The sequence below is a fragment of the Streptomyces sp. NPDC056527 genome, from assembly GCF_042794475.1.
Lineage (GTDB): Bacteria > Actinomycetota > Actinomycetes > Streptomycetales > Streptomycetaceae > Streptomyces.
Window position 1 is genome coordinate 20,558 of record NZ_JBHTTQ010000084.1, and the last position, 12,936, is coordinate 33,493.

General features: G+C 72.5%; 11 protein-coding genes. 6 read left to right on the forward strand and 5 right to left on the reverse strand.

Annotated features, from left to right (window positions below; all coding sequences use genetic code 11):
- Positions 1-7 precede the first annotated feature (7 nt).
- Both ACFQ7Q_RS29185 and msrA read left to right on the forward strand, forming a co-directional pair.
- Entirely contained in the window at positions 8-1,123 is a 1,116-nt protein-coding gene (locus tag ACFQ7Q_RS29185) for a hypothetical protein (RefSeq protein ID WP_383560204.1), read from the forward strand.
- Positions 1,124-1,264: 141 nt separating this feature from the next.
- Positions 1,265-1,924, forward strand: coding sequence for a peptide-methionine (S)-S-oxide reductase MsrA (gene msrA / locus ACFQ7Q_RS29190; protein ID WP_383560206.1), 660 nt, complete (start codon positions 1,265-1,267; stop codon positions 1,922-1,924).
- Positions 1,925-1,990: 66 nt separating this feature from the next.
- On the opposite strand, the gene ACFQ7Q_RS29195 is transcribed toward msrA, so the two are convergent.
- Positions 1,991-2,377, reverse strand: a complete 387-nt coding sequence (locus tag ACFQ7Q_RS29195) for a hypothetical protein (RefSeq protein WP_383560207.1) — start codon at positions 2,375-2,377, stop codon at positions 1,991-1,993.
- A 141-nt stretch (positions 2,378-2,518) separates the two neighbouring features.
- Between ACFQ7Q_RS29195 and ACFQ7Q_RS29200 the strand changes: the two genes are divergently transcribed.
- Positions 2,519-5,782: a tetratricopeptide repeat protein gene (locus tag ACFQ7Q_RS29200; protein WP_383560209.1), complete on the forward strand. Its 3,264-nt coding sequence runs from the start codon at positions 2,519-2,521 to the stop codon at positions 5,780-5,782.
- Between the two features lie 130 nt (positions 5,783-5,912).
- On the opposite strand, the gene ACFQ7Q_RS29205 is transcribed toward ACFQ7Q_RS29200, so the two are convergent.
- Both ACFQ7Q_RS29205 and ACFQ7Q_RS29210 read right to left on the reverse strand, forming a co-directional pair.
- Entirely contained in the window at positions 5,913-6,551 is a 639-nt protein-coding gene (locus ACFQ7Q_RS29205) for a response regulator (protein ID WP_383560210.1), read from the reverse strand.
- Entirely contained in the window at positions 6,548-7,738 is a 1,191-nt protein-coding gene (locus ACFQ7Q_RS29210) for a sensor histidine kinase (protein ID WP_383560212.1), read from the reverse strand. Before ACFQ7Q_RS29210 ends, ACFQ7Q_RS29205 begins: the two co-directional genes overlap by 4 nt.
- 188 nt (positions 7,739-7,926) lie before the next feature.
- On the opposite strand from ACFQ7Q_RS29210, the gene ACFQ7Q_RS29215 reads away from it, so the two are divergent.
- Complete coding sequence (locus tag ACFQ7Q_RS29215) at positions 7,927-8,520, forward strand: hypothetical protein (RefSeq protein WP_383560214.1); 594 nt, start codon at positions 7,927-7,929, stop codon at positions 8,518-8,520.
- A gap of 86 nt (positions 8,521-8,606) precedes the next feature.
- Positions 8,607-10,403 (forward strand): ABC-F family ATP-binding cassette domain-containing protein, encoded by a 1,797-nt coding sequence (locus ACFQ7Q_RS29220; protein ID WP_383560216.1) that lies wholly within the window; start codon positions 8,607-8,609, stop codon positions 10,401-10,403.
- Here ACFQ7Q_RS29220 and ACFQ7Q_RS29225 read toward each other — a convergent pair.
- Positions 10,386-10,748: a DUF1330 domain-containing protein gene (locus ACFQ7Q_RS29225; protein WP_383560218.1), complete on the reverse strand. Its 363-nt coding sequence runs from the start codon at positions 10,746-10,748 to the stop codon at positions 10,386-10,388. The two genes, ACFQ7Q_RS29220 and ACFQ7Q_RS29225, sit on opposite strands and share 18 nt — an antisense overlap.
- A gap of 99 nt (positions 10,749-10,847) precedes the next feature.
- Entirely contained in the window at positions 10,848-11,900 is a 1,053-nt protein-coding gene (locus tag ACFQ7Q_RS29230; protein ID WP_383560220.1) for an NAD(P)-dependent alcohol dehydrogenase, read from the reverse strand.
- Between the two features lie 129 nt (positions 11,901-12,029).
- Between ACFQ7Q_RS29230 and ACFQ7Q_RS29235 the strand changes: the two genes are divergently transcribed.
- A complete protein-coding gene (locus ACFQ7Q_RS29235; RefSeq protein ID WP_383560222.1) occupies positions 12,030-12,896 on the forward strand; it encodes a helix-turn-helix domain-containing protein in 867 nt (288 codons plus the stop codon).
- Positions 12,897-12,936 lie beyond the last annotated feature (40 nt).

Genomic DNA, 12,936 nt, shown 5'->3' on the forward strand with positions numbered 1-12,936 from the left:
AGTCACCGTGATCATCCTCTGGATCGTCCTTACCCCCCTCGTCCTGGGCGTGCTGGCCCTCGGGCTCTACTTCCTCAAGGCCATCGTCCAAGGCACGATCGAGGGCCTGCGCTCCGACCCGGCCGCCGAGGCCGCCGCCGAGGAGACCGCCGCGCGCGTCTCGGCGCTGGGGCTGCTGCCGCCCGAGCGCCAGAACACCGAACTGCCCGCGCCGCTGCAGCCGGCCCTCACCGTCGCCATGGCGGCGGCCAAGGCCGGTGACTGGCAGCCCGCCGCCGAGCTGCTCGAAGGCACGGCGTCGAACGGCGACTGGGAGCTCCGCGCCCACTTCTGCGAACGGCTCGCCGACGTGGCCGCCGAGGACGACGCCTGGCTGCTGTCGTGGGAGGCCGCTCACCCCGACGACCCGACCGCGGCCCTGCTGCGGGCGCGCAGCACCGTGTTCCTGGCCTGGAAGGTCCGGGGCGCGAAGCGCGCGCAGTACACCTCCCACGAGCAGTTCGAGGGCTTCCGCCGCACCCTGCTCCGCTCCCGCGACGAGCACACGCGCGCCACGGCGCTGGCGCCGGCGGACGACCCGACTCCGTACGTGGGCGAGATCTGGACGGCGATCGGCCTCGGACACCCGCACGAGGAGATGCACCGCGTCTGGAAGGAGATCACCAGCCGCGCCCCCCACCACTACGAGGCCACCTTCTCGGCGCTGCAGTACTGGTGCGCGAAGTGGCGCGGCTCCGAGGAGCTCGCCCGCGCCTTCGCCGTACGGGCCGCGGCCGAGGCCCCGGCCGGGACGCTGATGTCGGTGTTCCCGCTGATCGCGCACTTCGAGCACGACGACTCGGACACGGCCGACGTCGACCGCACCCCCGAGATGTACGCGACGGTCGACGCGGTCCTCGCCGACGTGGCCGCCGCCGACCCGGACCACCCGCGACTGCCGGAGGTCCGCCATCTGCTGGCGTACTACCTGTACCTGCAGGAGCGGTGGGACGAGGCGCTCGACCAGTTCCGCCGGGTGGACGGCCACGCGGGCGCGTTCATCCCCTGGCGCTACAAGGGCGATGCGGCGGAGGAGTTCTGCCGGATGCGCGACGAGTGCGTGGCCAACGGGTCGGCGGTCTGACCGTGGAGAGGGCGCGTGGCGCGACAGGGCGGTGAGCGGGGCACGCCGCTGGGAGGCGTCGGAGCGCCGGGGCGGGGCCCGGGGGAATCCCTCCCGGGCCCCGGGCGTTGTGGCTAACGCCGACCGTCGAGGAGAAGCCGCATGTTCCTGTCACGCACCCCCGTCCTCCCCACGCCCGAGCAGGCGCTGAAGGGCCGCCCGGAGCCCGAGTTCACGGTGCCCGAGCGCCACACCGTCCTCGGCAACCCGCTGCTCGGCCCGTACCCCGAGGGTCTTGAGGTGGCCGACTTCGCCCTGGGCTGTTTCTGGGGCGCCGAGCGCAAGTTCTGGCAGACCGAGGGCGTCTGGACGACCCTCGTCGGCTACCAGGGCGGGATCACCCCGAACCCGGCCTACGAGGAGGTCTGCTCGGGCCTCACCGGCCACACCGAGGCCGTCCGGGTCGTCTTCGACCCGTCGAAGGTCTCGTACGAGCAGTTGCTCAAGCTCTTCTGGGAGTCCCACGACCCGACCCAGGGCTTCCGCCAGGGCAACGACGTCGGCACCCAGTACCGCTCGGCGATCTACACCCACTCCCCCGCCCAGGCGGCGGCGGTGGACGCCTCCCGCGCCGCGTACCAGCAGGTCCTGACGGGCTCCGGCTACGGCACGATCACCACGGAGATCCTCCCGGCGGAGGGCCGCACGCTCTTCCCCGCCGAGGGATACCACCAGCAGTACCTGGACAAGAACCCGGCGGGCTACTGCGGAATCGGCGGCACGGGGGTGTCCTGCCCGATCGGCGTGGCGAAGGCCGAGTAGCCGCGAAGGCCGAGGGGCATCCGCCTGGGGCCGCGCCCCACGGGCACGGGTGGCGGCCCCGGGCCGTCAGTCCGCGATGATCCGGTTGTCCTTGACCTGACCTCCGTCGACCTTGCGCTCCACCTCGCTGCCGTCCGCCTCGATGGTGGAGCGCTCGATCGTCGCGCTGTTCTCGGCGGTCTCGGTGACCTCGGAACCGTTGTGCGCCGTGATGGATCCGCCGGAGATCGAAGAGCCGCCGGTGACGATCTGGTGGACCTTGGTGCGGCGGGGCGAGGTCGCGCCGTGCGTACGGTCCCACCAGGCGAGCGCGGCCGCGGCCGCCACGAGGACGACCAGACCCGCGCCCAGGGTCCAGCTCCACTCTCCGGTGACGAGATTGGTGACGAACCCGGTGGCCGCGCCGAGGACCACCGTCAGCGCCGCACCCGCACCCGGACTGATCGTCGCCATGATCCCCGCCTCCAGTGAACGCTTCGAACACGGACCGCGCAGACCGCGCGGCAGCCTCTGCGGATATGATGCTCCATCCATCTGCCGCGGCGCCAACCCTCCTCGTGGGTAGCCAGGTTGACGAGCTTGGGGGTACCGGGGATGCGCGACCAGGCCGGGGTGTTCACCGATCGCGAGGAACCACTCGCGGCCTTCGGACGGCTGATGGCGCCGACATCCACCACGGCCCGCACCCTCGTCTACTGGGGGGTCTCGGGGCAGGGCAAGTCGACGCTGTTGCGACACATCAACGACGGCCCCCACGCCCCGCGCCGATGCGAGCTGATCGACCTGGACCCGCTTCTCGCGATCGACTCCCCTGCCGCGGATCTGGGTCGAGACCTGGCGACCGTGCTGGTGGACAGCATGGCCCGGGTCATCGCCGACTGGTCCGCGCGGCCGTATCTCGCCCGTCGCCGGTACAACCGGTTCCGGGCACGCCTGCGGGCCGCCTCGGCACCGGCTCCGGCGTACGTGGACGCTCAGATGAAGGCCGCCGAGAGCAGCTCCATCTCCGGGGCCTCCATCCATATCGACGCCCGCCAGGACCGTACCTCCGTCCACCGAGACGTCCTCGTCGACGAGTTGTGCCGGCTGGCGCGCGGGCTGCGCCGCCGCCCGTGCGTGCTGCTCCTGGACACCAGTGAACGGCTGCGGCTGCTCGCCGAGACCACGGCCGAGTCCCCGGACTCCGCGGCTGCGGCGATCGCGGTCCACGGCAGCCGGCTCGGAGGTGTCGCCCAGTGGTTCGCCGCAGAGTTGCTACCCCGCCTGCTCGCGGAGGCTCGTGGGCTGCGCGTGGTCCTCGCCGGGCGTGAACCGGTGGACCACCTGCCGGCCGGCATCGTGGCGGAGCGCGTCGAGCTGACCGAGTGGGGGCCGGAGCACACCTCCGCGTATCTGGCGTCCTGTGGCCTCGACCCCAGGAAACTGAGCCGCCCCGTGCATGCGGTGTGCCGGGGCGTCCCGGTGTGGACCGCGCTCGTCGCCGAGCTGGCCCGCCAGGACGGTGGCGCCGAGCGCGAGGGCCCGGACGAGGCCCTCACCCCGCAGTGGCTGTCCGAGGCGGCCGCCGGGCGGGCGGCCCACGAGTGGCTTCCCAACCAGTTCCTGCGCCGCCTGCCGAAAGAACAGCGCCGGGTGGTCATGGCGGCGGCGACCCTGCGCAGCGTCTCGAAGGAACCGGTCCGCGTGCTCCTGGAAGGGACGCAGCTCTCAGCGGACTGGTACGAGACCCTGTGCGGGTACTCCTTCATGCGCGTGGTCCAGGACCCCCAGGGACGTTCCGAACGCCGCCTTCACGATCTCGTGCGTCTGGCGATCCTGACGTATTTGGAGCACGAGGAGCCCACACATCGGGAGGCGTTGCACAAGCGCGCGGCGCGGTACTTCGCGGATCGCGAGGCGTTCTTGGAGGAGGCCTACCACCGCTTCGCCGTGGGCGACGACGGCTGCGTCGACGGCTGGTGGCAGCGGCACAGGGAGCTGCGGCGGGCCGACGACATGGACGGCAGTCTGCGCCTCGCGGAGATCGTCACCTCCCCCGAGCAGGCACCGCATGCCTTCCGGCACTTCCCGGCGCTCGCCGCGGTGGCGGCGCTGAACGCCGGGCGCATCGCGTTCGACCAGGACCGGCATGACGACGCCGAGTCGCTGGCGCGACAGGCCGTCGACGCGTTCCGGGAAACGGGCAACGACCGGGGGCGGGCCAAGGCGCTGGAGTTGAGAGCCTCGATCGCCCACGTGGAGGGGACCGGCGAGGCCGAGGAGCTGTACGAGCAGGCCCTGAGCCTGTTCCGTTCACTGGGCCGGAAGCGCGCCACGGGGGCGCTGCTCCTCGATCTCGGGCAGCTCCGCGCTCGATCGGACCGTGAGGCGGCGCTGCCGTTGCTCGACGAGGCCCGCGCCCTGCTGGAGGAGTTCGGCGACAAGGTGGAAGCCGCGCAGGCTCTCCACATCCTGGCGCAGGTGTACGCGGGCCTCGAGGGCGGGCTCGAACGCGCCGAGGAACTGTATCGCCGGGTACTGGCGGAGTGGCGCGCCCTGGAGTCCCGACTCAACGAAGCCCATGCGATGCGGGGGCTCGCGATCGTGCTCACCGACGACCGCGCGTCGCAGGACGAGGCGGAACAGCTCTACCTCGGAGCGATCGAACTCTTCCGGCAGGAGGACGCTTTCGGCCCCGGATGCGACACGGTGAACCGGCTGTGCACCCTGCTGCGCGAGACGGACCGGGGAGAGGAGGCGGAGAGGCGTTACCGAGCCGTCCTCGCCGAGTTCACGGACTCGGCGGATCAATGGCTCAAGGCACCGATCCTGTTCAACCTCGCCACCCTGCTGCGGCTGACGGATCGCCCCCGGGAGGCGAAGCCGCTGATGCAACAGGCGATCCAGCTCTACCGGCAGCGCGGCCAACCGGCTTCGGAGGCGGACGGCCTGCTCGAACTCGCCGAGATCGCACGTCTGGAGAAGGGGCGTGAGGAGGAAGAGCGATTCCTGGCGCAGGCCGCGGAGATCGCCAGGGGCGAGGAGAACCTCCGCCTGCGGAGCCGCGTGCTGCATGCCCGCGCACACTTCCACGCGCGGGTCGGGCGGGGGAACGAGGCAGATGCCTGCTTCGGCGCGGAGATCGAGCTCGGACGACGGCTCGGCGAGCCGGAGACGACCGCCGGGGCACTGAACTGCCGCGGGCATCTCGCCTTGGACGAGACACGGTTCGCCGACGCGCGGACGTACTTCACGGAGGCGCTCGACATCCGCCGCGCGCTCGGCGACGAGGAGCGGCAGGCCACCCTCCATGTCCTTCTCGGCGAGGTCGCGGTGCGGATGCCGGCCGGGGAAACGACACGGGAGACGCCCGCGGAGCGTGCCGCCGGACACTACGAGCAGGCGCTGTCGCTGCTCGGCAGGGGTTCCGGCGACACCCAGGACGAAGTCCACGCGCTGCGGGACCTCGCCGTCCTCACCCTGCGCCGAGCTCAGGAGCAGTCCCACGAGCAGGAGGCGGTAAGGCTCTTCGAGCGCTGCGTCGCCCTGGCCATCGAGGTCGGCGACGGACCGTGCGGACTCGTGGCCTGGACGCACATCACCGCGCTCGGTGCCTGGGGAGAGGAGCGGCAGACGGAGGCGGAGGAGCTGCTCGCCCGTCTGCTCGACCTCAAGCGCGCGGAAGGTTCCCGCCTCCGGCTCCGGGCGGAGCGGGCGATTCTGCGCATGATGCTTCGGTCCACCGTTTCCGGAGGATTCCTCAGCGCGCGGCTGTCGGGCAGTTCCTTCATCCTCTTGGGTGCCGGGTGGAAGGGGGGACTCCGCACTCGGACGCGCGCTGTCCTCGCGAGTGCCCGCTCCCGGCCTTCCCGGTCCTAGCACGAACGGATCAACCGACCGACTTGGCGAACAGCAGGATCGCCGAGCCCGGGGCGTCCGGGGTGTGGAGCATCGACACCGTGTGGGGGCCGGCGTCGAGCACCGGCCGGATCCGCAGGGGCGGTGATCCCTACGGGGTCGGTGTCGCCAGGCCCGTCCGCCAGGCCCAGGCGGCGATCCCCACCCTGTTCCGTACGCCCAGCTTCGCCTGGATGTTGGCCAGATGGGTCTTCGCCGTGCCGGGGGTGACCACGAGTTCGGACGCGATCTCCGCGTTCGTCAGGCCCCGGGCGACCAGGCGGACGATCTCGCGTTCGCGCGGGGTCAGCGGGTCCTGCGGCGGGGTGTGGCCGGATTCGGGGGCGAGGTGGCGCAGGAGGCGGACGGTGATCTGCGGGCTGATCAGCGTGTCTCCCGCCATCGCCGCCCGTACCGCCTCGATCAGCAGCGTCGGCCCCGAGCGCTTGAGCAGGAAGCCGCAGGCGCCGTGGCGCAGGGCGGTGTGGACGTAGTCGTCGAGGTCGAAGGTGGTCACCACGATCACCTTCGTCCCGGCGGAGAGCTGCCGGGTGACCTCCAGACCGTCCAGCTTCGGCATCCGGATGTCGGCGAGGACGACGTCCGGTCGCAGCGTGCGGGCGAGGTCGACGGCGGTGGAGCCGTCGGCCGCCTCGGCGACGACGGTCATGTCGGGTTGCGAGTCGAGGATGAGCCGGAAGCCGCTGCGGACGTCTTCCTGGTCGTCGGCGATCAGGATGCGGGTGGTCATGGGCGGTCTCCGGTCCGGTCCAGGGTGGCGGTGAGGCGCCAGGTGCCGTCGTGGGCGGTGGCGGCGTGCAGCGTTCCGCCGCTCGCGCGTAGGCGTTCGGCGAGGGCGGGCAGCCCGCTGCCGCCGTGTTCGCGGGTACGGGGGTGATGGCCGGGGCGGGCGCCGTCGTTGGTGACGGTCATCGTCACCTCCGCGTCGACGAGGGTCAGTTCGACGTCGACCCGAGTCGCTCCGGGGGCATGGCGACGCACGTTGGTCAGCGCTTCGGTCGCCACCCGGTGGAGGGTGGCGGCGGCCTCCCGGGAGAGCGCGCGTTCCACGCCGTCGCCGATGTCGAGGTGGCTCCCGGTCCTGCCCTCGTCACCGAATCTGCGGACCAGGTCGGCGAGTTCACCGAGACCCGGGAGGGGTGCGCGGTCGGCGTCCGTCGACGCGCGCAGCAGGGAGACCGTACGGTCGATGGAGGCGAGGGCCGCGAGTCCGGCCCGCTCGATGCGCTCCAGGGCGGGCAGGGCGGCGGCCGGGTCCTGGTCGGCGACGAACCTCGCGGCCTGTGCCTGGGCGACGATGCCGCTGATGTCGTGGGCGACGAAGTCATGGAGATCGTGGGCGAGCAGGAGCTGCTGCGCGTGGCGCGCCTCGTGCACGGCCCGGGTCCGACGGCGGTCGGTGGAGCGCGGGTAGCCTCCGACGACGGCCGCGCCCAGCGAGGGCACGCACCAGAACGCGCTCATGCCGACGTGCTCGAAGAAGGAGGCGCTCGGCACGAGCGGCACGGTCCACAGGGCTGTCGCCACGGCGGCCAGTCCCCCTCCGGTGAGCGCCTCGCGCCGCGGGGCCCAGCGGTAGGCAGCCGCCTGGAGCACGACGAGGAGGCAGGCCGCGCCGAGCAGCCACCGGGATTCCTCGGGGGTGCCGTCGACGAGCGGCAGTACGGCGAGCAGAGCCGCACCGGCGAGACCGGCCGCCCGGCCGGCGTACGTCCATCGGCCGGACGGCGGACCGAGCCGCCGGGCGGACGCGGCGCCGGCGTCGGCCGACGCCGGCGCCCGCACCGACGAGGGCGGTGCCGCCCGCATCTCGCGCGCCCCCGCCGAGCGCACGCCCCACCGCACCGGAACCGCCTCCGCGACGAGCGCGCCCGCCGCGATCACGGCCGGCACGGCCACCACCCACGTCCCCGTCATGTCCCCACCCCCGCGACCACCTTACGGATCACCTCCCACCCCCGCCCGCTGCCGAACGGCAGAGGGCGGGCCCCGCTGGGCGCGAGGATCTGCCGGTCGGCGGATGGGCCCCGACCCCGACCCCGGACGAAGCTGATCACGTCAACGGGACACGGCCCCAACAGGCCGCAGGAGAAGGGTTGCTGAGCATGAAGACAGTCGTCGACACCCCGCCGCGCTGGGTCGTCCGGACCGCCCACCTCGCCGCGCTCGCACCCCTGCCCAGCGGGCTGTGGCGGCTGGCCGCCGCATGCGGCATCCCGGTGGGCTTCAGCGGCACCAACGCCCTGGCCGACGTCGAGCCGGGCGGCTTCTTCTCCCTCTACATGGTCGGACTGTCCCTGTTCGCCGAGGCCCTCGGGCTCCTCGCGCTGGGGCTCGTCCAGTCCTGGGGGCAGGTGTTCCCCCGCTGGATGCCCCTGATCGGCGGGCGGCGCGTGCCCACCTCGTTCACGGTGACCCTGGCGGGGGCCGGTGCGCTCGCCCTGACCCTGCTCACCACACTCGGCGCCTTCGGCTGGAACGGCCCGGAGACCATGGGCCACCCCGAGTCCCCGAAGGGGATCGCGTACGTGGTCATGACCGCCTGCTACGCGCCCCTGCTCGCCTGGGGTCCGCTGCTCGCCGTGGCCACCGCGCATTATTGGCTGCGCCGTCGGCGGGCCGCGCGGCTAGACTCGATCGCATGGGTTCGTACTACTTCTTTCGCTGACTCCGGCCGCGGACACGGTCTGACCCGCTGATCCGGCGCCCTCGGGGCGCGGCGGTGGTGGTCCCGGTGTCCCTTCCTCCGGCCCGGACGAACCTCCACGATTCAGGGAAAGATCCCATGCGCGACCGCGCCCAGATGGCCATGAAAGACGTCTCCAAGGCGTACGGGGACCGCTCCGTCCTCGAACAGATCTCGCTCACCGTCCGACCCGGCGAGAAGACCGCCGTCATCGGTGAGAACGGCTCCGGCAAGTCCACGCTGCTCCGGCTCCTCGCCGGGGCGGACGCCCCGGACACCGGGGACGTCACCGTCCGCTTCCCCGGCGGCACCGCCCACCTCGCCCAGACGCTCGCCGAGTCCTTCGGCATCGGACCCGAACACACCGTGCGGGACACCGTCGACGCGGCGCTCGCCGAACTCCGCTCGATGGAGCGGGAGATGCGGACCGCCGAGGAGTCGCTCGGCTCCGCGACGGCCGAGGAGCTCGCCGCGTACGGGGAGCTGGCGGCCCGGTACGAGGAGCGTGGCGGGTACGAGGCCGACGCCCGGGTCGACGCCGCGCTGCACGGCCTCGGCCTCGGGCACGTCGCGTACGAGCGCCGCGTCGGCACCCTGTCGGGTGGTGAGCAGTCCCGGCTCGCCCTCGCCTGCGTCCTCGCCTCGGGCGCCGAGCTGCTGCTGCTCGACGAGCCGACGAACCATCTCGACCGGTCGGCCGCCGGCTGGTTGGAGGAGCGGCTGCGGACCCACCGCGGCACGGTGGTTGCCGTCACCCACGACCGGGCGTTCCTGGAGGGGATGGCGACGGCGATCCTGGAGGTCGACCGCGACACCCGGGGGGTGACCCGGTACGGCGACGGCTGGTCCGGCTACCGCGCCGCGAAGGCCGCCGAACGCCGCCGCCGTGTGCGGGAGCACGAGGAGTGGCGGGAGGAGGTGGCCCGTACGGAGGAGCTGGTGGCCGCGGCCGGGCAGCGGCTCGCGGTCTCCGGCAAGGACCCGCGCCAGGGCTTCGGCAAGCACCGCCGCTCCCACGAGAACAAGCTGTCGGGCCAGGTCAGGTCGGCCCGGGTACGACTGGAGCAGCTGCGGCGGACGCCCGTACCGGCGCCACCGGAGCCGTTGCGCTTCACGGTCCGTCTGACGACGACCGGGTCCGGATCCACGGCGCCGACGGACCACACCCCACTCACGCCGGGCGCCGGGTCCGTCGCCGGGTCCGGATCCAGGGCGCCGCGGACGGCGAACACCGCGTCCGGGTCCGGCACCGAGTCCGGACCGAATCGCGGTACGAGCCCGGGCGACGGCCCGGGGGCGGGTGGCGGACCCGGACGGGGCGACGGCGTGCTCGCCGAGCTCGCCGACATCGTCGTCGGAGAGCGGCTGCGGATCGACAAGTTGCGGATCTCGCCCGGCGACCGGCTGCTCGTCTCCGGGCCCAACGGGGCGGGGAAGACCACCCTGTTGCGGGTTCTCGCCGGGGATCTGCGGCCCGACAGCGGCACGGTGGTGCGGTCGGGCCGGGTCGGGTACCTGGCCCAGGAGTTGCCCGCCGTGCCCTCCCGGGAGCCGCTGCTCACGGCGTACGCGGCGGGCCGCCCCGGCCCGCCCGAGGAGCACGCGGGGCAGCTGCTCGCCCTCGGGCTCTTCCGGGAGGAGGATCTGACCGTGCCGGTGGCGGCGCTGTCGGTGGGCCAGCAGCGGCGGCTGGAGCTCGCCCGGCTGGTGAGCCGGCCGGCCGACCTGCTCGTCCTGGACGAGCCGACCAACCATGTGGCGCTCTCGCTGGTGGAGGACCTGGAGGCGGCCCTGGCCGTGTTCGAGGGGGCCGTGGTCGCGGTCTCCCACGACCACCGCTTCCGCTCCGGCTTCGGCGGCGCGCGGCTCCAACTGCTCTCAGGCCGCGCCTCCTGACGCGGTCGCGGCACGCAGCCCCGCGGCCGTCGCCGCCGGGTCGTAGCCGGGGGCGACGCCGTCGATCAGGAGCACGTCGCCCGGGATGTGGCGGGTGCGCAGCGGGATCAGCTCCTGATAGGCGGGGGAGTCGTACCAGCCGCGCGCCTGGTCCATGGAAGGGAAGCCGATCATGACGAGCGCTCCGGGCCACTCTCCCTCACGGACCTCCCGGTCGGGGGCTCCGTGCACGAGGAAGCGGCCGCCGAAGGGGTCCAGCGTCGCCTGGATGCGCTCTATGTAGGTGAAGACCTCCTCGTCGAGGACGGTCGGGGGGTTCAGGTTCGCGAGGGCGTAAGCGGTCATGACGCAAGCGTGCCGGGGCAGGCGTACGGGGTCGATTACCTCGCACGTCATGCCCCGGCACGCACACCAGGTCCCCGGAGCGCCGGCCCCCGGGAGCGATCAGATCGTCGACGCGTCGATCACGAAGCGGTACCGCACGTCGCTCGCCAGCACCCGCTCGTACGCCTCGTTGATCTCGTCCGCGCGGATGAGCTCGATCTCCGCGCCCAGGCCGTGCTCCGCGCAGAAGTCGAGCATCTCCTGCGTCTCGGCGATGCCGCCGATCATCGAGCCCGCGAGCGTCTTGCGGCCGCCGATCAGCGAGAACAGGTTGAGCGCGATCGGCTCCTCCGGCGCGCCGACGTTCACCAGCGCGCCGTCCGTCTTGACCAGGCTCAGATACGCGCCGAAGTCGATCGGGGCCGAGACGGTGGAGATGATCAGGTCGAAGGAGCCGGCGAGCTTGCCGAAGGTCTCCGGGTCACTGGTCGCGTAGTAGTGGTCGGCGCCCAGCTTGAGGCCGTCCTCCTGCTTCTTCAGCGACTGGCTGAGCACCGTCACCTCGGCGCCGAGCGCGTGGGCGATCTTGACGCCCATGTGCCCGAGCCCGCCGAGGCCGACGATCGCGACCTTCTTGCCGGGGCCGGCCTTCCAGCGCGCGAGCGGCGAGTAGAGGGTGATGCCGGCGCAGAGCAGCGGCGCGGCCTCGTCGAGGGCGATGCCCTCGGGGATGCGCAGGGTGTAGTTCTCGTCGACGACGATGTGGGTCGAGTAGCCGCCGTACGTGGGCTCGCCGTTCTTGTCGAGGGCGTTGTACGTGCCGGTGCCGCCCTTGACGCAGTACTGCTCCAGGCCCTGGAGGCAGTACTCGCACTCCCGGCAGGAGTCGACGAAGCAGCCGACCCCGACGCGGTCGCCGACCTTGTGCTTGGTGACCCCGGCGCCGACCTCGGTGACGATGCCGGCGATCTCGTGTCCGGGCACCATCGGGAAGATGCCCTCGCCCCAGCCGTCACGGGCCTGGTGGATGTCGGAGTGGCAGATGCCGGCGTACTTGATCTCGATCAGGACGTCGTGCTCGCCGACCGGGCGGCGCGGCACGGTGGTGCGCTCCAGCGGGGCGTTGGCGGCGGGCGCGGCGTAGGCGGATACGGCGGAAACGTTCGTGGTCATGGCGACCAGCCTGCCGGGGTGCCGGTCTTCCACCCAGCCCTCTGTTCTGCCTACGACCAGCGTGCCTACCACTGGCAGGGACAGGAACACCCGTCCGTCCGGAGCTACGACCTGGGATAATCGGGACGCATGGATCTCAGTGCCGAACTCAGCGAATTCCTGCGCTCGCGCCGGGCCCGGCTGAAGCCGGAGGACGTGGGACTGCCGGAGTTCGGGCGCCATCGTCGCGTACCGGGGCTGCGCCGGGAGGAGCTGGCGCAGCTGGCCGGCGTCTCGGTGGCGTACTACACGCGTCTCGAGCAGGGCAACGGCCGCAACGTGTCCATGGAGGTGCTGGACGCGATCGCGCGGGCGCTGCGGCTGAACGACTCCGAGCGCGCGCATCTGACGCATCTGGCGAAGCCGACGGCGAAGAAGAAGCAGCACCGGGCGGCGATCGCCCGCCCCCAGCAGGTGCGGCCGGGTCTGCGGCATCTGCTGGACTCGATGGACGGCGTCCCGGCGGTCCTCGTCGGCAGGCGGCTCGACATCCTCGCCTGGAACCGGATGGCCCGGGCGCTGCTCGGCGACTTCGCGGCGATGGAGCCGGAGGAGCGCAACATGGCCCGGCTGGTCTTCCTCGGGCCCAACGCGCGTGACCTCTACCTGGACTGGGAGTGCAAGGCGACCGAGGTGGTGAGCGTGCTGCGGCTGTACGCGGGCTGCTACCCGGACGATCCGGCGCTGCTCGCGCTGGTCGGCGAGCTGTCGGTGCGGAGCGAGGAGTTCCGCTCGCTCTGGGCGGCGCACACCGTCGCGGACAAGGGCCATGGAAGCAAGCGGCTGCGGCATCCGCTGGTGGGCGAGATGACGCTGCAGTACGAGTCGCTGAAGGTCTCCGGCGCGGACCCGGACCTGGTCCTCGTGACCTACCAGGCGGAGCCCGGCACGGCCTCGGCGGACGCGCTGCGGCTGCTCGCGCAGTGGGGCGTGGAGGAAGTCGTGCGGCACGCCTGAGCCGTGACGAAGGCGGCGGCCCCCTCCGGGTGGAGGGGGC